This window comes from Mesorhizobium sp. B2-3-14 (genome assembly GCF_006442175.1).
Taxonomy (GTDB): Bacteria; Pseudomonadota; Alphaproteobacteria; order Rhizobiales; family Rhizobiaceae; genus Mesorhizobium; species Mesorhizobium australicum.
In genome coordinates this window covers 174,299-196,486 of record NZ_VFVP01000007.1, presented here as the reverse complement: position 1 = coordinate 196,486, position 22,188 = coordinate 174,299, and the positions used below count along the sequence as shown (strand labels likewise).

Below are 22,188 nucleotides of genomic sequence, written 5' to 3'. Positions count from 1 at the left end.
CGCCCATGACGAGCAAGACCACGATTCCCGTCCATCTCGATATCAACGGCCAGCATCACACGCTGGAACTCGAGCCGCGTGTCACGCTGCTCGACGCCTTGCGTGACAGGCTCGGCCTGACCGGCACCAAGAAGGGCTGCGACCACGGCCAGTGCGGCGCCTGCACCGTCCATGTCGACGGCGAGCGCGTGCTGGCCTGCCTGACGCTGGCCGCACAGGCCGAGGGCCGCGCCATCACCACCATAGAGGGGCTTGCACGGGAGGGCGAACTGCATCCCGTGCAGGCTGCTTTCCTCGAGCAGGACGCCTTCCAGTGCGGCTACTGCACGCCAGGCCAGATCATGTCGGCGGTGGCCTGCATCCGCGAGGGCCATGCCGGCTCGGACGAGGAAATCCGCGAATACATGGCCGGCAATCTCTGCCGCTGCGGCGCCTATCCGCACATTGTCGCCGCCGTGCGCCAGGCGGCGCTGGAGGCCGCGTCATGAGGGATTTTTCCTATTTTCGCGCCACCTCGGCTGATGCCGCCCGCCAGGCGGCCGCGCTGCCCGGCGCCATGCTTCTGGCCGGCGGCACCACGCTGATCGACCTCGCCAAATGCGGTGTCGCCGAGCCCGACACGCTGGTCGATATCACCCACCTCGAGGGGTTCGACCAGATCGAGATCGACGAGCGCGGCGCCGTCATCGGCGCGCTCGCCAGGATGGGCCATGTCGCCGACCATGACGACATCAAGAGCCGCTTCCCCGCCATCTCCGAAGCGCTCTGGCAGGCAGCCTCGGCGCAGATCCGCAACATGGCGACCATCGGCGGCAATCTGATGCAGCGCACGCGCTGCCCCTATTTCCGCGATCCCTCGAACTTTGCCGCCTGCAACAAGCGCGAACCAGGCAGCGGCTGTTCGGCGATCGGCGGCGTTACCAGGGGCCATGCCGTGCTTGGCACCAGCGAGGCTTGCATCGCCATGTATCCCGGCGACCTCGCCACCGCGCTCGTCGCCTTCGACGCAACGGTCCATCTCGGCGAACGGCGCGTGCCGGTGGAGGACTTTTTCCTGCTGCCAGGCACGACGCCCGACAGGGAACACGCGATCGAGCCGGGCGAGATGATCACCGCCATCGAAATCCCTTCTTCCGCCGTCGCCCGCCGTTCGACCTATTTGAAGATCCGCGACCGGCAGTCCTATGAGTTCGCCGCGGCCAGTGCCGCTGTCGGGCTCGAACTGGAGGCCGACGGGCGCACCATCCGCGACCTGCGCGTGGCGCTCGGTGGCGTCGCGACCAAACCCTGGCGGGCGCGAGCCGTGGAAGCCGCGCTAAAAGGCAAGGCGCTGGAGCCGGAAGCCGTTCGCACGGCCAGCCTGCTCGCCGTCGAAGGCGCCGTCGACCATGGCGCCAACCGCTACAAGATCGAACTCGCGCCGCGCGTCGTCGCACGCGCCATCCTCAAATTGGGAGAAGCGGCATGACCGTTCACATCGCAAGCACTGTTTACGTCGGAAGACATGGCGACGCGTCCGACGGCGCGCGGGTGGAGGCCGTCGGCGGCCGGCTGTCGCGCGTCGACGGCCCGGCCAAGATCACGGGTGCGGCGAAATACGCCGTCGAGCAGCGGCTCGAGGGGCTCGCCCATGCCGTGCTGGTCGAAAGCACCATCGCATCCGGCAAGGTGCGCGCCATCGAGACGGCGGAGGCCGAGACTGCGCCGGGCGTCCTCAAGGTGTTGACACCAGACACGATCATCAGCCTGAAAACCGCCTCGGACTGGTTCGGCACGCCGCCGCCGGACAAACCCTATTGTCCGCTGGCCCGCGACGTCACCTTCTCGGGCCAGCACGTCGCCGCCGTCATCGCCGAGACCTTCGAGCAGGCCGTGGCCGCCGCGGCGATGGTCAAGGTAAGCTATGATGAGACGCCGGCCATCGTCGACCTCAGCGACGGCAAGGCCGGCGACGGCATCCCGGTCGACGCCATGACCAAGGAATGGGGCGACGCGGCCGCCGCCTTCGCCTCCGCCCCGGTGCGCATCTGCGCCGCCTACAACACACCGCGCGAATACCAGGCGCCGATGGAACCGCATGGCCTGATCGCTCGCTGGGAGGGTGACCATCTCACCGTGTGGGAGCCGAGCCAATGGCTGGACGGCATGGCGCGCACCTATGCCGAATGGTTCGGCGTGCCGTTCGAGAATGTGCGGCTGGTGTCGCCCTATGTCGGCGGCGGCTTCGGCTCCAAGGCGCTGGCGCTCAGCCATGGCGCGATTGCCGCAAGTGCCGCGAAAATGCTCGGCCGACCGGTGCGGCTGGTCATGACGCGGCCGCAGACCTTCACCGGCTATGGCGGCCGCGCCGCGACGCGGCAGACGGTGACGATCGGCGCCGACCATGACGGAAGAATCCAGTCGATCGTGCATCGCGGCGTCAACGAAACCTCCATCGACGGCATGTGGGTCGAGCCGCTGGGCTCGGTCACCTCGATCATGTACGCGACGCCGAACTTCTCCTCGAAACAGAATGTCGTGCGGGTGAATTCGGTGGTGCCGGGCGCCATGCGCGCACCGGGTGAAAACCCGTCGGCCTTCGGCATCGAAAGCGCCATCGACGAGCTCGCCTACGAGGTCGGCATCGATCCGCTGGAAATCCGGCTGCGCAACTACGCCGAACAGGATCCGCATGCGAACAAAGCCTGGTCGACCAGGCAGCTGCGCGAGGCTTTCGCAGCGGGTGCCGAACGCTTCGGCTGGGCCAGGCGCACGCCTGAGCCACGCTCGATGCGCGACGGCAACCATCTGGTCGGCTGGGGCGTGGCCGCCGGCACCTATCCGGTGCGGCGCGCCTATGGCGAGGCGATCGTGCGCATCCTGGCCGACGGCTCGGTCGAGGTCGAAAGCTCCTCCATCGACATGGGCCAGGGCACCTACACCATCCTGGCGCAGACGGCCGCCGAAACGGTCGGCGTTGCGGCCAACGACGTGGTGGTGAAGCTCGGCGATTCGCGCTTCCCCCGCGCCGGCGTCGCCGGCGGCTCGCGGCTGGCCGGCGTGATGACGGGCGCCGTCCACAAGGCCGCGACCTCGGCGCTCGACCAGCTGGTCGGCCTGGCGATCAGCGATCCGCGCTCGCCCTTCCATGCGCTGCAGGCCAACACGCTGGTCGTCGTCAATGGCCGCATCACCGCGCCGCGGGGCGACGGCCCCGACGTCTCGATCGCCGAACTGCTCAAAAGCGTCGGCCGCGACCGCATCGAGGCGACGGGCGACACCATGCCGGCCAATTCGAGCGTCGAGGATCGCTACAAGAACTACACCACCATCGCCATGGCGCTGCCACACACGGAGGGTGACTATTCGCGCCATTCCTGGTGCGCGCATTTCGTCGAGGTGCGCGTCGACGAGGATTTCGGCACGGTGCGTGTGTCGCGCGTCGTGTCGGCGCTGGATTCGGGCCGCCTCTACAATCCGAAACTCGCCGAGAGCCAGTGGAAGGGCGGCATCATCATGGGCATCGGCCAGGCGCTGCTCGAAGAAGGCATCGTCGATCGCCGCCACGGCCGCATCGTCAACAACAACCTCGCCGACTATCTCATCCCGACCAATGCCGACATCCCCGACATCGAGGTGATCTCGGTGGGGATTCCCGACCCGCACTCCTCGGTGCTCGGCGGCAAGGGCGTCGGCGAGCTGGCGATCGTCGGCATGGCGCCGGCCATTGCCAACGCGGTGTTCCATGCCACAGGCAAGCGCGTGCGGGATCTGCCGATCACGCTGGAGAAGCTGATCTGACGGTGAGGCTGCCAATCTTCCCCCTCGTGGGGGAGATTGGATGTCGCGGCGGTTCCGCCAATTTTCAACATTGAAAAAAAAGCGCCTGCGCCGATCACCACTCCAGCCCGAACACCAGCTTGCCGAAGTGCAGGCCGCCGGCGGCCATGTGGGCGTAGGCTTCGGCCGCTTCGTCGGGCGAAAACACCTTGTCGACCACCGGCTCGATCCGGGCCGCGCCGACGGCGCGGGCGGCGTCGCTGAGATCGGACACCGATCCGGTGTTGTTGCCGACCACCTTCAGCGCCTTGATGATGATCGGCAGCAGATTGATCGTGGCTTCGGCACCGGTGACGAAGCCGATGGTGAACAACGTACCGCCGGGCGCGGTGGCGTTGACGGCGCGGGCGAAGGTGGCACTGCCCCCGGTCTCGACGACAAGGTCGGCGCCGAGGCCGCCGGTCAGCTCCAGCACCTTGCCATCCCACTCGGGCGTCGCGCGGTAGTTGATGAGATGATCGGCGCCGAGCGCCTTCGCCCGCTCCAGCTTTTCGTCCGACGACGAGGTGATGATGACGGTCGCGCCGGCGGCTTTGGCGAGCTGCAGGGTGAAGATGGAGACGCCGCCAGTGCCAAGCAGCACGACGACCGAGCCCGGCCCGACATCGGCGGCGCGGATGGCGTTCCAGGCGGTGGTGCCGGCGATGGGCAGCGTCGACGCCGCCTCGGAGGAAAGATGCGCCGGCACCGGCACCAGCGAATTGGCCGGCAACGCGACATATTCGGCCAGTGACCCCGGCAGCGAAATGCCGCGCATCTGCGTCATTTCGTAAGGCCGCGGCGGCCCACCGATCCAGCGCGGCTTGGCATGGGCGATGACGCGATCGCCGATGGCGAATCTCGCAACGTCCTCGCCCAGCGCGACGATCTCGCCGGCGCCGTCGGCTACGGGGATGAGCGGAAAGCTCGGTCCGGGATAATTGCCGCTTGCCACCGCCACATCGACGAAATTGAGGCTCGCCGCACGCTGGCGGATCAGCACCTCTCCGCGCTGCGGTTCGGGGGTTGCAACGGTGGCGGCGCGGAAGGCGTCCAGCCTGGGCTGGCTGAGTTCGATGGCTTTCATGGTTTCACTCCGGTGGACGATTGGTGGTTGAGTGAACCTATTTGCTGCGTTATCTCTGGATAATCCTCGTTTCGCGAAATTGAGAACTGTGAATGATGCAGCAATCTCACGAACCCGCTGCCCTTGCCGAGATGGCTGCGTTCGCGGCCATCGCCGAGGCGCGCTCCTTCACCAAAGCGGCGGCGCGGGTCGGGCGCGACGCGACCATTCTGTCGCGGCGCCTGCAATCGCTGGAAACGCGGCTGGGGGTGAGATTGCTCTCGCGCACGACGCGCAGCGTCTCGCTGACCGAAGCGGGCGCCGAATTCCTGATGCGCGTGCGCGCCATCCTTGCATCCGTCGACGAGGCCGAGGCCGTCGCGTCCGCGCATGCCGGAGGCCGCCCGCGCGGCGTGCTCAGGCTGGCGCTGCCCGGCACGTTCGGGCGCATGTGGATCGGGCCGCTGCTGCCTCAATTCCTTGCCGAATTTCCCGATGTCCGCATCGAGGCCGAATTCTCCAACCGCTTCACCGATCTGGTCGCCGAGAATTTCGACGTCGCCGTGCGGCTGGGCAGCCTGGAGGATTCGCGCCTGGTGGCACGCAAGGTGGCGACGCGACGCAGGCTGCTCTGCGCGGCTCCCTCCTATCTCGCCCGCAGCGGCACGCCGGAGACGCCGCAGGCGCTGCTCGATCATTCCTGCCTGGGCTTCTCGGGCTTCCAGACCTTTCCGGCCTGGGAGATGACCGACCGCGAGGGCCGGCGCGCGCGCGTCGAGGTTTCCGGGCGGTTGGTCAGCGACGATGCCGAGGTGCTGGTCGAGGCCGCCGTGCAGGGGCTCGGCCTGATGATGAGCACCGACTGGCTGGTCGGGCGCGAGCTTGCCGATGGACGGCTGGTGCCTGTGCTGGAGGAGTGGACCTTGGCGGATGAAGGCGCCGTCTATGTCGTCACGCCCTCGGCCAAGGGAAAAGCCGCCAAGACCCGCGCCTTCACCGACTGGATCGGCAAGCGCTTCGCGCCGGAACCGCCCTGGCGGTAAAGCCGCTGACCCGCTCGCGGTAGAGACTGCGCGCTTCAGGGCCCATGAGCCGCCAGCGGCATGCCGATGTCCGACACGAGTTTGACGAGGTCGGCTTGGCGTCTCGTGCCGGTTTTGGCAAAGATTCGGTTGAGGTGGGTCTTCAAGGTGTTTTCGCCAATGCCGAGCGCCAACGCGCTCTTGGACGCTGACAATCCGCTGCCGATCCGCAGCAGCACCCGCGCCTCCGAGGGCGTAAGATCGAACAGCGTGGTCAGAACGGCCTCCGGGAGGGGAGAAGCCGATGTCGTCGTCGATATGAACACAGCCGCGCATGCCGGCCGGAAAACCGCGCGCGCCGTTCCTTCAGTCAACGGCAACACATAGGCAACGGCGGGCGGCTGGCCTTGGGCCGAAACCGGCAGCCCTATGCCGCGCGCGCCAAGCGAGGCATCCGCGCTCGCCGTGCTGGCGATCGCGTCGAGCAGGGCGCGGGCCACGACCCGATTCTGTGCCTGGAGCAGGCCGTTCCTGGAGAGAATGGGCCCCTGCACCGAAAACATCTGTTCGGCGGCCGCATTCGCATGGAGGATTGCTCCATTGGCGTGGGTAAGCACGACAGGCACAGCCAAATGATCGAGCGCCTGACGATAAAGATCGATGGTGATGCGGCCCTGGTCGAGCAGATCGCCGATCAGCGAAGCACGGCGCAGATGCGGCGAGAGCAATGCCAGGAAATGCTGCTCTTCGATCGAGATGCCTCCCCTGCTGGCTCGCGTGGTGCAGCCCAGAAGCCCGATTCGGTCCGGCGTATGAACGAATTTGGTGATGCAAGCCTCGCGCAGTCCCTGCGGTTTGGCCCAGTTCTGAAAAAACGGCGTCAGTTGGAGTTCGCTTTCGCTCATGAGCGACAGCGTCGCAACGGGCCGGTCGACATCGCCGACGACCGCTGCCTTCAGCCCGGGAATTTCATCAAAGTCATAGTCTTCTTCGAGGGCCCGCATCCGTACGGGATCCCAGGGCGACTGAGCCGCGAAACGGCCACTATTATGGGCGGTGCCGGCAAGCGCGATGGTGGTATAGGCCGCGTCGACAGCTTTCGTGACGCGGGTCATGACTCCGGCCCAGCCTTCCGGGTTCAAAACGCAATCGTAGATATCGCCGATAATTGAACTCAGGACTTCGCTGCTCAGCCTTTCCATCACACCTCCAGGCACGCCCCGATCTCGCCTCGGAGGAATTTGTGACATCATACTTTTGGATGACGCAAGTCGCGGCCGCTCTCGACTATGGGTTGAACTTGGTCGCTTGAACGCCGGGCCGCCACTGTTGCCGGTTATTGTCGCAATGGAAAGCATCGCGTTCGATATTTTTTAAGCCGTGGACAGTTGTCGAGGTTTCCCATTGTCGCGAAAGACGGTGCTTTCATCGGCTCGGTTGCCACCGCATATTGATGAACGAGAACGATTTTCCCCGTGGCAAGACATCCCTGTCGCGGAAATACGGTCGGCCGAATACGACAGTCCGGAAAACCTGCACTTCGAAGCCATCGAAGCCACGGCCGTCGGTTCAGCGGTTCTCGGCCAGATGTCCGGACCCGTCAAGCATGCCACACGCAAAGCGAGCAACATCGCCAATGACGACAAGGACGGCTATCTGCTGATGATCAACAAGGCCGACACCATGCTGTCAGGGGTACATGCCGGCCGCGAATATGCCGTCGGCCGGGGAGAGGCCGTGCTTGTCACCGCATCGGAAGCTCTGAAAATGAACGGTGCCGACAGCAATGTCTGGACGAATGTGGTGGTCCCACGCGCGATCCTCCTGCGCGCCTTCCCGCAGATCGATGACAGGCTGGGGCTGAAGATCGGCGCCGACAGCGAAGCCCTCGAGCTTCTCAAACGCTATTGCCTGCTTCTTGAAAGCGGCAGCCCGCTTGCCTCCGCGGATCTGATCACGCACGCGACGGACACGATCGTGGATCTGATCGGCCTGGCGACCGGCGCAAAAGGTCGGGCTGCCGAACTGGCCGGGCTTCGGGGCCTGCGCGCTGCCAGGCTGGAGGCCGTCCTCGCAAGGATCGCCGAGGATTTTATCGACCCCGGCATCTCCGCCCAAAGTGTCGCTCTACAACTCGGCCTGTCGGTGCGCTACGTCCACGACCTCCTTCAGGAGACGGGAATGAGCTTCTCCGAACGCGTTCTCGAACTGCGTCTGCAGAGCGCCCACAGGATGCTCTCGCACAAACACAGCGACATGCGGGTCAGTGACATCGCCCTGACAAGCGGATTCAGCGACGTATCGTACTTCAACCGCTGCTTTCGTCGCCGTTTCGGCTATACGCCGACAAGCGCCAGATAAGTTTTGCAGCCTTCGCCAGCAGTCCGGTACCGCCCGTGCGAGGCCGTTCCGCAGCGGCTTGCGCCACCGATGACGCCGAACTGCCACAATGCGCGCAAAACACGCTGCTTTTCACTCCAGTCCAATTCCGGTGCGGCCCTGCCCAAGACAAGGCCGGGCTCCAATGACATGTCAGCCTCAGGGTGAAACGACTGTCATGTCAGGGGATCGAATGCCGCGGAATGCATTTGGAGGCCGTAAGGCCAACGCATTGAAAAACCTGGCGCTGGCGTCGACGGCACTGGTCTGCCTTGGCCTGCCGATCCCCGCATCGGCAGCCGAGATCTGGACCGGCGCCGCCTCCACGGATTGGTTTACCGCCGGAAACTGGAACCCCGCCGCTGTTCCGACATCGAGCGACGATGTTATGCTCGATCCGGTGTTCCCGCACCCGACCGTGGTCAATGCGGCGAATGCGGCCGCTCATTATCTGTTTGTCGGCACCATTTCGAGTTACTCGGGCTCGCTGACGATCACCAATGGCGGCACCCTCTCCGACACTGCCGGCTATCTCGGCTACGCTTCGGACGCGAGCGGCACCGTGAGCGTCACTGGAGCAGGCTCCGTCTGGAGCAACAGTTCGGACCTTTTCCTTGCCTTGGGTACGAACAGCAACGGCACCTTGACGATCTCCAGCGGCGGCGCTGTGAGCGACAAAGTGGGTCATGTCGGCTACGGCCCGGGCACCGGCACCGTAACGGTGGACGGCCCGGGCTCGACATGGACCAACAGCGGAGATCTTTATATCGCCGAATTTGGCACAGGCACGCTGGACATCACCAATGGCGGCGTGGTCAGCAATGCCATGGGCACCATCGGTTGGCATGTAGGCTCCACCGGCACGGTGACGGTCGACGGAGCGGGTTCGACCTGGACAAACTCCTCCCACCTATACGTCGGCGATCAGGGCACCGGTGCGCTGAAAATCTCGAACGGCGGCAAGGTCAGCAATCTGAGCGGTATCCTGGGCAACCTGGCGGGCTCCAGTGGCACGGCAACTGTCGACGGTGCTGGCTCGACCTGGGCGAACGCGGCCCTTGCGGTTGGGAACGCGGGCTTCGGCGCGCTGACGGTCACGAATGGCGGCGCGGTCACCAGTTCGGTGGGCTATGCCGGCTATGCCGCGGGCTCCAAGGGCCTGGTGGCGGTCGACGGCGTCGGCTCGGCCTGGACCAACACTTCGGACCTCTTCATCGGCTTCCAGGGCCAGGGTACGCTGACGGTCTCGAATAGCGGCGCGGTCAGCAACACCATCGGTATGATCGGCGCGCAGACGGGCTCGACCGGCATCGCGTTCGTCGATGGCGCCGGCTCGATCTGGACAAACAGCTCCAACCTGATTGTGGGCAATTTGGGTAACGGCGCACTGGGGATCACTCACGGCGGCGTGGTCAGCAACACCTGGGCCGCTGTCGGCGCGAAGACGGGCTCCATCGGCATGGCGTTCGTCGACGGCACCGGCTCGACCTGGACCAACAGCGGAAACCTGAGTATTGGCGATTTCGGCGCCGGCACTTTGGCGATAAGCAATGGCGGCGCCGTCACCAACGCCTGGGGCTTTGTCGGCAACTCGGCGGGCTCGGCTGGCGAAGTGTTCGTCGACGGCGCGGGATCAAAGTGGACAAATAGCGGGAATCTCTACCTCGGGGGTCTCAGCACGGGCACGCTGACGATCTCGAACGGCGGCGCGGTCAGCGACACTGTAGGCGCTGTGGGCACCATGGCGGGCTCGACGGGCTTTGCCACTATCACCGGTGCGGGCTCGACCTGGACAAGCAGTTCCGACTTCTATGTCGGCGATGGAGGCACTGGCACGCTGAAAATCCTGAACGGTGGCGCAGTCAGCAATGCCATGGGCTACGTTGGCTTCGAGGCGGCCTCGACGGGCACGGCAATGGTCGACGGTGCAGGCTCGACCTGGACCAACAGCGGAAACCTCAAGGTTGGGGTTGCGGGCACGGGCACGCTAGTTGTCACGAACGGTGGCGGCGTGAGCAACCTTGCTGGCTATCTCGGATATGCCGCGGGCTCGACCGGGACGGCGACGGTGGACGGCACCGGCTCAACCTGGGCGAATACGGGCGAACTCATTGTTGGCCAATCAGGAACCGGCACGCTCGACATCACCAATGGCGGCGCCGTTAGCAACCAGACTGGCTCTGCGGGCTACGACGTCGGGTCCATGGGCACCGTCACGGTCGATGGACCGGGTTCGAGCTGGACGAATTCGGGCGACCTGTTCCTCGGTTTCAAGGGCGCCGGCACGCTCCAGGTGGCAGATGGCGGCCATGTCCTCAACCAGGCCGCGCTCCTCGCAGTGTTTGAAACCGCAACCGCCACCGTGACGGTGGACGGGGCGGGATCCTCCTGGAGCACCGATGACAATCTTATCCTGGGAAGCGCCGGTCACGCGGCACTTTCCATCTCCAGCGGCGGTTCAGCGGATGCAGATTCCGTCTTTGTCGGCCAGGCGGCGACAGCCAACGGTGCGGTTACCGTCGACGGCGTGGGCTCGAAATGGACCAACAAGAACGGCATGTACCTTGGCGGTCTGGGAATCGGCACTCTTGCCGTCACCAATGGCGGCGTCGCATCCGGCGGCGGCACCTACATGGCGTTCGCCGCCGGTGCCACCGGCCAGGCAACCGTTGATGGCCCGGCCTCACTGTGGGAGATGCACGGCGACCTGGATATCGGGTTCAGCGGCACTGCTTCGGTGACGCTCTCCAACGGCGGCACCGCTCTGGTGGACGGCTCTACCGTGATCGCCAGCCAGGCCGGCTCTGTCGGCGCGCTTAACATCGGCGGCGCGGCGGGCTCCGCGGCGGCGGGCGCCGGCGTCCTCGATTCGGCAACGTTGCAGTTCGGCTCCGGCACCGGCACGCTCAATTTCAACCATACCAGCGCGAACAATGGCTTCGCTTCGGCGATCAGCGGACTGGGGACGATCAACCAGATCGCCGGCAACACCAAGTTGACCAGTAATTCCTCCGGCTTCACCGGGACGACGAACGTTCTCGGCGGCGGCCTCTATGTCAACGGCTCGCTCGGCGGCGCGATAAATGTCACCGGCGGCCTGCTTGGCGGGTCGGGCACGGTAGGCATTGTGACCATTGCTTCGGGCGGCACCTTTGCACCGGGCAATTCGATCGGCACGATCAATGTTAGCAACACAGCCTTCTCGGCCGGTTCGACTTACGCAGTTGAAGTCGAAATCGGCGGCACATCCGATCGGATCAACGCCACCGGTACGGTGACGATTGGCGGCGGCACGGTCGACGTCATACCCTATCCGGATTATGCGACCGGCACGACCTATACGATCGTCACGGCGGCGGGCGGTGTCACCGGCACCTTCGACAAGGCCAGTCTCGAAGACGGCTCGATCTTCATTGCGCCGACGCTCACCTATGACGCGAACAATGTCTATCTCAACCTGGCCAAGGCAAGCTTTGCCAGTGTAGGCCTGACGCCGAACCAGATCGCCACCGGCGGCGGCGCCGAAAGCCTTGGCGCCGGCAATCCGCTCTTCGATGCCATCTTTGCCTTGTCGAGCGAGGCAGCCGCCCAGGACGCTTTCGACCAGCTTTCCGGCGAAATCCATGCCTCGGCCAAGGGCCTGCTGATCGAGGACTCCCGCTTCGTTCGCGACGCCGCCAACAGCCGCATCGCTGCCGCCTTCGGCGATGCCGGCGCGGCGGCGCTTCCGGTCATGGCCTATGGCGAGGGCGGCCCCGAGATGGTCGCCGCCGATACCGATCGCTTCGCCGTCTGGGGCCAGGCGTTCGGTTCCACGGGCAGTAGCGACAGCGACGGCAACGCCGCCGCCTTCGACCGCTCGACCGGCGGCCTGCTGGCCGGCGCCGACACTTTGGTCGGCGGCTGGCGCGTCGGTGTTCTCGGCGGCTACAGCCATTCCTCCTTCAACGCCGACGATCGCAATTCCTCCGGCAAGAGCGACAGCTACCATCTCGGCCTCTATGGCGGCACCAATTGGGGCGCCATCGCCTTCCGCACCGGTGCGGCCTACAGCTGGAGCAGCCTCTCGACCAAGCGCTCCGTCGCCTTCACCGGTTTTGCCGATCAGCTCTCGGCCAACTACGATGCGGGCACCGCGCAGATGTTCGGCGATCTCGCCTACAAGGCCGAGACCAGCGGGGCCTTCAAGTTCGAACCCTTCGCCAACCTCGCTTATGTCAGCCTGCACACTGAAGGCTTCAGCGAAACCGGCGGTGCGGCGGCCTTGACCAGCGCTGGCGCGAGCAGCAACGTCACCTTCGCCACGCTCGGCTTGCGCGGCTCGACCGATTTTGGGCTTGGCGGCGTCAATGCCACCGCGCGCGGCATGCTCGGCTGGCGCCACGCTTTCGGCGACGTCACGCCGACTTCAAGTTTCGCCTTCGCCGGCGGCGACGCCTTCACCATCGCCGGCATACCGATCGCCAGGAACGCGGCGGTAATCGAAGCCGGCGTCGACATGAAAATGTCGCCCAATGCCACGCTCGGCCTGTCCTATTCCGGGCAGTTCGGTGGTGGCGCCGTCGACAACGGCGCCAAGGCAAACCTCAGCGTCAAGTTCTGACGACAACAGGCCGCCGGCTCGCGCCAAATTGACGTCGCCGGGCGGTCCTGGCGTCCGCCCCCTACTCCGGCGACGGCACCGGCGGCTTGGAGGTCAGCGCGGTGCCGGCGGCGGCCACGATCACGGCGGCGATGCCGGCCAGTTGCGGCGTTGTCAGGCTTTCCCGCAGGAACAGGAACCCGGCCAGCGCGCCAAGCCCCGGCTCGAGGCAGGTCAGCGTGCCATAGATGCGCGCCGGCATGCGGGTCAGCGCCACCATCTCCAGGAAGAACGGCAGCGCGCTCGAGAACAGGCCGACGAGCAGCGCGCTGACCAGGATCGACGGCGCGAGCAGGCCGCTTCCCGCCTCGGCAATGCCAAAGGGCAGCACCAGCAGGGCGGCGATCGCCATGCCATAGGCGGTGGTGCGGGTGCCGAGTTCCGCGCCCGCCTTCTGCGCCAGAACGATATAGAGCGCCCAGAACCCGCCGGCCGCCAGCGCCAGCATCACGCCGATCGGGTCGAGCGGCTTGAGCGAGTGGATGAAGGGCGACAACAGCACGATGCCGGCGACCGCAAGTGCGATCCAGGCAAAGTCGCTGGCCCGCCGAGAGGTCAGTGTCGCCACCAGCAGCGGACCGGAAAACTCCAGCGCCACCGCGACGCCAAGCGGGATCCTGGCAAGTGCCGCGTAGAACAGAAGGTTGAGCGCGCACAGCGTCACCCCATAGGCGATGAGCCACGGCATGGTGGCGCGCGAGGGCCGTACCTGCCAGGGCCGCAGCACCGCGATCAGCATCAGCGCGCCGATGACCAGCCTGAGCGTCGTCGTGCCTTGCGCGCCGATCACCGGAAACAGCGTCTTGGCGAAGGTGGCGCCGATCTGGATCGACACCATGGCCCCCATCAGCGCCGCGACCGGCAAGGGTGCGGCTTCGCGGCTGGCAAGCGGCATTGATGTCACTTGTGCTTCATCCCTCCATGCCCCGAGGCGAAAACCTGCCCGGCAGCAATGCAATAGGATGAACCGGCCTGGCTGTCGTGAGACAGCGCGGATGCCTCGATGGGGGCACGGCCAGAAACGGTCGATGCCGTAAGGCGATTCCGCCACCGACAGGGCATCGGGCACCGGCGCTACACCGATGGCCGCCGGCCCACGGACGCGTCGCTGGCGGCGGCCTGGTTGAGTTCGACGACGGTCCCTGCCTTGAGCAGATGCGCCGTAGTCGGTCAGCGTGGTGGGCGAAAGCGCCGTGCGCCGCGCCAGTTCGGCACGACTGCGGACCGTCGTCGCGCAGCATGCGCAGGATCGCCGCTCCAGACTGGATTTGGCAGAACGCCGAACCCGCCCTAACCAGTTGGTTTCCTGGAATTGCCCTAGGCCGCGGCGGCGGAGCGCTTGAACACGATCGTGACCCGGGTGCCTTCGTCGGCGCTGGAAGTCACGTCGAACTCGGCCTTGGCGTTCTCTGTCAGCGATTGTGCGATGAGCGCGCCGAGTTTGCCTTGCTTGGGCCAGCTCTCGCCTTCCGGCAACCCGATCCCGTCATCGGCGACGACGACGCGGCAGCCATCCCCGTTCACGACGCTGTGCAGCGTGATCGTCCCGCTGTCACGCCCGCGAAAGTGCATTGGTCAGCAATTCGTTGACCACCAGGCCGGTGGGCATGGCAACGTTGATCGAAACCGGGTAGGTGTCCACCTTCATGTCGAGGCGAATGCCCTCGACAGCATGCGAACTCATCACGGCTGACGCGATCTGGCTCAGATAGACGCCGAGATCGACCTCCTCCTTGTGCTCCTCGCCCGATAGCGTTTGATAGAGGATGGCCAAGGCGTCGACGCGGCCGGCCAGTCTTTCGAAGCGTTTCCGGTCCGGCTCGGTCGCATTGCGCGTTTCGAGGCGGATCAGGGCGGTGATCATCTGCAGATTGTTCTTCACCCGGTGCTGCAATTCCCGCAGCAGCGTGTCTTTCTCGCGGACGCGCTCCTCGATCGAGCGCGCATCTTCGGTCTCGCCATGGGCCGAGACGTCGACCAGTGCCACCAGCCGGAAGCAGGCCTTGCCATTGTCATCCTCGATGACGTTGGAATAGACGTCGACGATCGCAGGCTTGTCCTCGGCCCGCTCGAGCCGGAACGTGCCGACGAAATCGGTCCCGTCGACCACCGCATCGGACAGCGCGCTGTCCTTCTGCTGGTGCAGGCCAATGCCGGAAAGTGCCGCCCAATGCTTCTGGGCGAGGCTGGCCGCCTTCAGGCCCGACAGTTTCTCGAACTCCGGATTGGCATAGACGACACGTTCCTGCCCGCCGAGGTCCGAAACGGCGATGGCAATCGGCACCTGGTCGAGGAACTTCTTGAACTGTTCGCTTTCCAGCGCGCTGGCAAGGTCGGGCGTTTCCAGCAACTGCTCGACCGTTTCCGCCTTATCTGAATTCGATGTCATCTCTTGCATCCAGGAATTTTCTGGACGCCACCAATATCAGCGAAGCGATGCGCGAGCTATCGCCAAAAGTGCCACTTTCACCGGCATCAGGACTAGGCCCGCGCCGGCCTGGTCCCGCGCAACGGCAGCGCCATGGTGAAATCCAGGCCGTCGCCAAGATAATTCACCCGATGATGGCATCGCATTGCAAGCGTTCCCCAGCCTGGAACCCCTGCAGGAACCCGAACCGGTCAACTCTGGCCGGCCACCTTCGCCAGCCGCGGACCGGTCTTGCCGTCGACGATTTCGGGCCTGGCGCTGTCGACCGCGGCGTCCCAGCCGCCGCCGAGCGCCTTGTTGAGGGCGATGTAGTCGGTCGCCAGAAGGACGCGGCTCTGCAACAGCGAATGCCGAACATCCCGCTCATTCCCTGAAAGCGCGGCTGATCTGATCCTGCAGCGGTTTGACGAGATAGGAGATCACGGTCCGGTCCGCGGTCTTGATGAAGGATTCGACCGGCATGCCGGGAACCAGCTTGACCTCGCCGAGGCGTGCCACCTCGGCATGCGTGGTTGCGATGCGAACGGTGTAGTAGCTGATGCCGGTGCGCTGGTCGGTCGTCGTGTCCGGTGAGGTCCGTTCGACCGTGCCGTTGATTTGCGGCGTGGTGCGCTGGTTGAAGGCCGAGAAGCGCAGCGCCGCCGACTGGCCGACCCAGAGCTGGTCGATGTCGCTCGGCGCGATCTTGGCCTCGACCGTCAGGCTGTCGCTATCGGGCACGATCTGCATGATCGTCTGGCCAGGGGTTATCACGCCGCCGATGGTGTGAGCGATGGACTGCTGCACGACGCCGTCCTGCGGCGCGCGGATGTCGATGCGCCTGAGCTGGTCCTCGGCGGCAATCTTTCGTTCCGTCAGCTCGCCGATCTTGCCGTCGATCTCGCGCAAATCCTTGTTGACGTCGGTGCCGAGTTCGAGGTCGATCTGGAGGACCTGCAAATTGATCTCGGCGATCTTGCCCTGGGCCTGTGCCAGGGCCGCCGTCAGCTGGCCGCGCTCGCCGTCGAGCCGCGCCGACTCGCGCTCCATGGCGGTCAGGCGATCGATTGAGATCAGCCGCTTCTTCCACAGTGCGCGTATGCTGGCCAGTTCCTCCTCGACGAGCGTGATTTCCTGCGACTTGGCTTCGACCTGCGCCGTGTCGCCGCCAATCTCCTTCTGCAGCTGCAGGATGCGCTCCTGCAGCTGGCTCTTCTGGCCGGAACGACCCGCACGCCTTGTTTTGAAAACCTGTTGCTCGCCGGCCATCATCGCGGCGATCCCCGGACTGGCGCGGCGATCGAAAAGATCTTGCGGAAAGACGATGGTGTCGGAGCCCTGGCGTTCGGCTTCGAGGCGCGCCTTGCGTGCCGACAGCTGATCGAGCGCCTTGGTGACGACGGCGAGGTTGGCCGCCGGCACGGTAGGGTCGAGGCGCACCAGCAGCGCCCCGCGCTTGACGCGGTCGCCGTCACGCGCCGAGATCTCGCCGACGATGCCGCCGGTCGAATGCTGCACATCCTTGACGTGGGAATCGACGACGAGAACCCCAGACGCGATGACCGCTCCCGAAATCCGCGTCAGCGAGGCCCAGCCGCCGACGCCGCCGACCAGCATCGCGACCGCGATGAGGCCCATGTGCATGTAGCGCCGGATGGATTGGTGGGAAGCGTTCGACATCGTTCCCCCCGTCATTCGCCCGCCGCCGCCACGCCAGGCGATGGCGCCGGCCCTTCGGTGGCGAGCCTGAGGTGCGGCACGGCGGCCACTGCCGGTTGCGGCCGCGGAAACAGCTTGGCCAGAACATCGTCCTTGAGGCCGAACGCCTGGACGCGGCCCTGGCTCATGGCGAGGATGAAATCTACTGTGCTGAGCGCGCTTGGCCGGTGCGCCACGAGTACGACGATGCCGCCACGCTGCCGCACCGAAAAGATCGCCTGGAACAGCGCCTGCTCGCCTTCGGCGTCGAGGTTGGAATTCGGTTCGTCGAGCACCACCAGGAAAGGGTCGCGATAGAGCGCGCGGGCCAGCGCGATGCGCTGGCGCTGGCCCGCCGAGACGGCTTCGCCGAGTTCGCCGATCTGTGTTTCGTAGCCATCACGGAAACCGACGATGAGGTCATGCGCGCCGGCGGCCCTGGCGGCGGCAATCACCAATGCGGGATCGGCGCCGGGCTCGAAACGCGCGATGTTCTCGGCGATCGAGCCAGCAAACAGCTCGACGTCCTGCGGCAGATAGCCGATGAACCGGCCACGATCCTCCGGCGACCACTGATCGAGGTCGGCGCCGTCGAGCCTCACCCTGCCGGCGGCGGACGGCCAAGCGCCGACAAGCGTCCTGACCAACGTCGACTTGCCTGAGCCACTCTGGCCGATGATGCCGACGGCGTGTCCCGCTTCCAGCGCAAAGCTGGCATCCTGCACCAGAAGGCGCTGCGTGCCGGGTGCGGCAACACTGACACCCTGCATGAAGACATGGCGGCTCGGCGCCGGCATGGCCATCGGCTCGGCGTCGGCCGGCAAAGCGGCGAGAATCCTGGTCAGCCGCTGCCAGCCCTGCCGCGCGGTCACGAAACCCTTCCAGTTGGCGATGACCAGATCGACGGGCGCCAGCGCGCGGCCGCTCAGGATCGATGCGGTGATGATGATGCCCGCGGTCGCCTGCTGCTCGATGACCAGCCAGGCGCCAATGCCGAGCATGGCCGATTGCAGGAGCATACGCAGCACCTTGGACACGGCGCCGAAGCCGCCGGCGATGTCGCTGACGCTGCGCTGCTCGGCGAGATAGTCGCGGTTGGCCTCTTCCCATCGTTTCGCCATCCGGCCGCCCATGCCGAGCGCCGCGATGACTTCCGCATTGCGATTGCCGGTCGTGGTCAGGCCGTTGCGGATGATGCCGGTCTGGGTGCCTGATGTGACCGGCTTGCGCGTCAGCCGCTCGGCAAAGACGGTCAACAGCACCAGCACGATCGCGCCGATCAGGGCGGTCACGCCGAGAAGCACGTGGAACATGAAAATGATGGCCAGATAGAGCGGCAGCCACGGCAGATCGAACAACGCGGTCGGGCCGGTGCCCGACAGGAAAGTCCGCACGCTGTCGAGATCGCGCACCGGCTGCATGCTGTCGCCGTTGCGGCCGACCTTGAGCGGCAGCTTGAGGACGCTGGAATAGACGCGGGCGCCGAGCACCTCGTCGAGGGCACCGCCGATGCGCACCAGGATGCGGCCGCGGATGAAATCGAGCCCGCCTTGCCCGGCATAGAGGATGGCGACAAGCAGGCTGAGGCCGATCAGCGTCGGCACGCTGCGGCTCGGCAGCACGCGATCGTAGACCTCGAGCATGTAGATCGAACTGGACAGCATCAGCACGTTGAGGACGCCGCTGAACAGCGCGATCGCGATGAAGGCCGAGCGGCAGGATCTGATCGCCGCCGCGAGTTCCGATCCCTGCTGTTGTCTGGCGTTGGGCTGCCGGGCGTTGTTGGGCTGCCGGGTACTGGGCCCGGCAGCATCTCGCGCCGTCGCCGTGACGCCGGGGGCTGCGTCCGGACCGGCTTCAGCGCGAAAGGGATTGCGTTCCCGAAACAGCAGAAGTGCGCCGGATATCGCCAGCGCCAGGCACAGCAACCAGACGCCCTGCGATGCCGTCAGCACGCCGCCGAGCCCGAGAAAAAGGGCGCAGGCTATCAAAACCAGACCCAAGGACCTGATCATGGCCTGCGCTGATTTGAAGATGGTGGAGGCCCTTCCCATGCCAATTCATGCGAGCAGCGCTGCGGCAAGACACCCGACCGGAAGGCCGGGAGCCTGCCTCAGGCGATCCCCGTCAGGCCCCCCACTTGAGTCTGCGCCACCTCATGCAGCGTGAGCCAGAATTGATCGAGCGTGTTGGGATGCTCGTCGATGATGTTGGTCCCGTCGAACCAAGCGACATGCCCGTCCGGCCCGGATGTCACCAGTTGCCCCTGGTTGAACCACATCAGCGCGTTCTTCAGGCCCTCGCCGTCGGCCTCCTTGCCGCCGTTCCAGTCGACGATGCCGGAGCTCGCGTCGGTGACGTCGACATATTTGGTCCAGGCAACCGTGTTTGTCTTGACCGCAGGCCCCTTCAGCGCGGTGCCGACCTGATCGACGACGCCATCGTTGTCGGCGTCGACATTGACGCCGAGCCCGGCCCAGGTCCCCTGACCCTTCAGCCACATCACCGCCTCGTCGATCAGGTCGTTGGGCTGAGCGACATGGTTGTCGATGTTGAGCTGGGTGGCGATTGCCTGCTGCAGCATGATCACGCGCGCATCGCCACCCGCCGAACTCGATTCGATGGCCTTGGCCAGCGAGGTCGAAATCAGGAGGTCGTGCGCATCGTTGGCAATGCCGTCGCCGTTGCTGTCGCCGAGCAGCAGATAGCCGTCGCTACGCGGATTGACGTCAAGGCTGGACAAGACGCCGCTGGCCACCGCGCTCTTAGTGGGATTGCCCTCATTGCCGGCGACATTGTCCCAGGCATCGGAATGGCTGCCCCAGAACCCTTGTGTCAGCGCCTTGTTCGAGAAACCTTCGTAGTCGCTGCTGTCGGCGGCGAGCGGCGTGCGCGAATGTCCGGCCGTGTCGACATAGGCGTCGGTGGTGGCTGTTGCATTGTTGAAGTAGCTGCCGAGCTGCGCGATGCCCGTCGCCTGGTAGTGCCAGGTCTCATTTATATCGAGCAGATTGTCGTGGTTGGTGTCGCCGCTGTTGAAGCCGCCGCTGAGGATCGCCGTCGGATGGAAATCGTCGCCGGTGCCGGCGGTGCCGTTGTCGTCGGTCACGACCACATGGGCGAGCGCGACATTGCCGTCGTTCTTGACATCGTAGGTCCAGGTCACGGCTTGGCCCTGGAAGATGTTGAGGCCGTGGTCGACGGCGTTGGTCTTCTTGTCGAGCGTGATGTGCGGATTGGCGCCGAAATAGCCGGAGTCGTCGGTGGCCGTGTCGGTGCCGGTATGATTGGCATCATCGGTGAAGGAGCCGGAGGCGGTGCCGGTGTTGCTGTAGGCGCCTGTCACGGCGGTGCCGGTTGCCGAGAACTTCCAGACTTCACCGATGTCGAGCTTGTTGTTGTCGTTGACGTCACCGATGTTGGTGACATGGCCACCGCCAAGCACCGCGCCCGGCGTCACGCCGGCGTCGCTGTCGGTTACCGTGACGCCCGACAGGGCAACGTTGCCGACATTGGTCACCGTGTATTCCCACGAGATCGGCTCGCCGGTCAGGATCGTCAGAGTGTCGCCCTTGGTCCCGTCGTCGACCGTCACCTTGTCGATCTTGATCTCGGGATCGGCGCCGAAATAGCTGGAGCCGTCGCTGTCGGTGACATTGACTGCCCCGGCCGAGCCCGTGACCGTGCCAACATTGGTGTAATCGCCGACGACAGCCGTGCCGGTGCTCGTGCCGATGAAGCTCCAGTGCTCGGTGGTGTCGAGCTTGCCGTCATGGTTGGTGTCGCCGACGTTGAAGCCGCCGCTGAGAACCGCCGTCACGACCACGTCATTGTGGTCGTCGGTGACGACAATGTTCGACAGGGCGACATTGCCGGTGTTGCTGACCGTGTATTGCCAGGTGATCGTATCGCCGGCGAGCACGCTCAGCCCGTCGCCGATCGCCGTGCCGTCGACCGTTACCTTGTCGATGCCTATTCCAGGCGTATCAGTGCCGGTGCCGGGGGTCGTGAGGGTGCGCCACTCCTCGAAGCCGCCATTGGCTCCGGAGAAGCCCGAAGACAGCGTGACATAGGAATCGGGCGAGACACCGGCCGCCGTAAAGTCGCTGACCGGGACGAGCACGCGGTAGTCGTCCGTCCCCGAGCCATGATTGGAATCGATCAGCAACTGGTCGGCGGTCAGGTGGAAGACGGTGGTGAACCCTGCAAAGTCAGCATTATAGTCGGCAAGCGTCGCTCCGGCATTGGAGATGTAGATATCCAGCCCGGTCAGCGTGATGTTACCGTTTACATCATTGTTGCTTTCGTTCAGGTCCAGCCGAAACTCGATATACTGGACGCCGTCGACAGTGATCGCCTGCAAGTTGCTGTATTGCAGGTCGTGGGTGAAGGACGCCTTGTTGTCGACGACGTTGCCGTTCTGATCGGTGTTGAAGCCCTCTTCGACACCTGTCGCCTGCAGCCGCAGGAACGAATCATAATTGCCGGTTCCCGAACCTTCCGTCGTCGCCTCGAGAAGGACGCCGCCGCCGATATCTGTCGCCATTACCATTTCCTCCACATTGTCGTCCGGTCAGCGATCAAGCCGCCACCGTTCACCCCAGGGTTGACTGCATGCTCCGAGCGCCGGCTCCCGCGGCATGCCGACGAGCGATCGTCTCGTAAAAAGAAGAGGGGAAATTGGAACGAAAGCCCGGGAGCGGCGGCGAAGTCTGGACTCGCTTCGCCAGCTGTTGCTGGATGACGGAACACAGGTGCCGTCGAACTGCGTGCCACGCTCAAGCCCCATACCTCAAACTCACGCGGTCGACATCGACCGCCAGAGTCTTAACAATCCCCTAACCATATTTTGCAGGTTGCAATGGCCACGTCCATATAACTGCGGTTATAGGCGCAAATGAAAATCCGACATCATTAAATGTAATCGTCATTTCAGTAAAAACTCACAACGTTAGCCGAGTTGTGTGAAATTCTTTCCGCGTTTTACTCTCAAAGACGAGGATCGCTGGGTCAGGTCCATGATCTCATCAAATCGCGGACTGGCAATGACGCCTCGGAACTGCCCTGTTTCAATCCGGCACCACGCACCTTGGTGCTGGAAGCGTATCGACATTAATTAGTAATTGCTAATTCTTATCGGAAGCACGATGCTGCTGCCGGGATGGATTATCGCATA

13 protein-coding genes and 1 pseudogene are annotated in these 22,188 nt (G+C 64.9%); 6 read left to right on the top strand and 8 right to left on the bottom strand.

The features are described from left to right. Positions 1 to 5: 5 nt before the first annotated feature. Genes FJ950_RS19535 through FJ950_RS19525 form a run of 3 tightly spaced genes read left to right on the top strand, consistent with a single transcriptional unit; the run spans position 6 to position 3,780 of the window. Entirely contained in the window at positions 6 to 488 is a 483-nt protein-coding gene (locus tag FJ950_RS19535) for a (2Fe-2S)-binding protein (RefSeq protein WP_015316943.1), read from the top strand. Further along, positions 485 to 1,468: a xanthine dehydrogenase family protein subunit M gene (locus FJ950_RS19530; protein WP_140617996.1), complete on the top strand. Its 984-nt coding sequence runs from the start codon at positions 485 to 487 to the stop codon at positions 1,466 to 1,468. Before FJ950_RS19535 ends, FJ950_RS19530 begins: the two co-directional genes overlap by 4 nt. Next, positions 1,465 to 3,780, top strand: a complete 2,316-nt coding sequence (locus tag FJ950_RS19525) for a xanthine dehydrogenase family protein molybdopterin-binding subunit (protein ID WP_140617995.1) — start codon at positions 1,465 to 1,467, stop codon at positions 3,778 to 3,780. Before FJ950_RS19530 ends, FJ950_RS19525 begins: the two co-directional genes overlap by 4 nt. Before the next feature lie 94 nt (positions 3,781 to 3,874). Here the strand turns inward: FJ950_RS19525 and FJ950_RS19520 are convergent, their stop codons facing one another. Then, positions 3,875 to 4,885 (bottom strand): NAD(P)-dependent alcohol dehydrogenase, encoded by a 1,011-nt coding sequence (locus FJ950_RS19520; RefSeq protein WP_140617994.1) that lies wholly within the window; start codon positions 4,883 to 4,885, stop codon positions 3,875 to 3,877. A 95-nt stretch (positions 4,886 to 4,980) separates the two neighbouring features. On the opposite strand from FJ950_RS19520, the gene FJ950_RS19515 reads away from it, so the two are divergent. Next, entirely contained in the window at positions 4,981 to 5,907 is a 927-nt protein-coding gene (locus FJ950_RS19515) for a LysR family transcriptional regulator (RefSeq protein ID WP_140618086.1), read from the top strand. Positions 5,908 to 5,942: 35 nt separating this feature from the next. On the opposite strand, the gene FJ950_RS19510 is transcribed toward FJ950_RS19515, so the two are convergent. Beyond that, the gene (locus tag FJ950_RS19510) at positions 5,943 to 7,244 is read right to left on the bottom strand and encodes a PAS domain-containing protein (protein ID WP_246681349.1); all 1,302 of its coding nucleotides are present in this window, start codon (positions 7,242 to 7,244) and stop codon (positions 5,943 to 5,945) included. Positions 7,245 to 7,290: 46 nt separating this feature from the next. Between FJ950_RS19510 and FJ950_RS19505 the strand changes: the two genes are divergently transcribed. Together FJ950_RS19505 and FJ950_RS19500 are read left to right on the top strand one after the other, a co-directional pair. Beyond that, positions 7,291 to 8,247, top strand: a complete 957-nt coding sequence (locus FJ950_RS19505; protein WP_140617993.1) for an AraC family transcriptional regulator — start codon at positions 7,291 to 7,293, stop codon at positions 8,245 to 8,247. A 211-nt stretch (positions 8,248 to 8,458) separates the two neighbouring features. Then, positions 8,459 to 12,868 (top strand): autotransporter outer membrane beta-barrel domain-containing protein, encoded by a 4,410-nt coding sequence (locus FJ950_RS19500; protein WP_181171334.1) that lies wholly within the window; start codon positions 8,459 to 8,461, stop codon positions 12,866 to 12,868. A 61-nt stretch (positions 12,869 to 12,929) separates the two neighbouring features. On the opposite strand, the gene FJ950_RS19495 is transcribed toward FJ950_RS19500, so the two are convergent. The 6 genes and pseudogenes from FJ950_RS19495 to FJ950_RS19470 all read right to left on the bottom strand — a co-directional run bounded on the left by FJ950_RS19495 (position 12,930) and on the right by FJ950_RS19470 (position 21,558). Then, positions 12,930 to 13,811, bottom strand: coding sequence for a DMT family transporter (locus FJ950_RS19495; RefSeq protein ID WP_140618081.1), 882 nt, complete (start codon positions 13,809 to 13,811; stop codon positions 12,930 to 12,932). Positions 13,812 to 14,224: 413 nt separating this feature from the next. Beyond that, positions 14,225 to 15,296 (bottom strand): annotated as a pseudogene (locus tag FJ950_RS19485) (histidine kinase dimerization/phosphoacceptor domain -containing protein). Between the two features lie 230 nt (positions 15,297 to 15,526). Continuing rightward, positions 15,527 to 15,676, bottom strand: coding sequence for a hypothetical protein (locus FJ950_RS29560; RefSeq protein WP_181171332.1), 150 nt, complete (start codon positions 15,674 to 15,676; stop codon positions 15,527 to 15,529). 22 nt (positions 15,677 to 15,698) lie between these two features. Beyond that, the gene (locus FJ950_RS19480; protein ID WP_140792427.1) at positions 15,699 to 16,994 is read right to left on the bottom strand and encodes an HlyD family type I secretion periplasmic adaptor subunit; all 1,296 of its coding nucleotides are present in this window, start codon (positions 16,992 to 16,994) and stop codon (positions 15,699 to 15,701) included. Positions 16,995 to 17,005: 11 nt separating this feature from the next. After that, positions 17,006 to 19,027: a type I secretion system permease/ATPase gene (locus FJ950_RS19475; protein ID WP_140617991.1), complete on the bottom strand. Its 2,022-nt coding sequence runs from the start codon at positions 19,025 to 19,027 to the stop codon at positions 17,006 to 17,008. 98 nt (positions 19,028 to 19,125) lie between these two features. Then, complete coding sequence (locus FJ950_RS19470; protein WP_181171330.1) at positions 19,126 to 21,558, bottom strand: hypothetical protein; 2,433 nt, start codon at positions 21,556 to 21,558, stop codon at positions 19,126 to 19,128. Positions 21,559 to 22,188 lie beyond the last annotated feature (630 nt).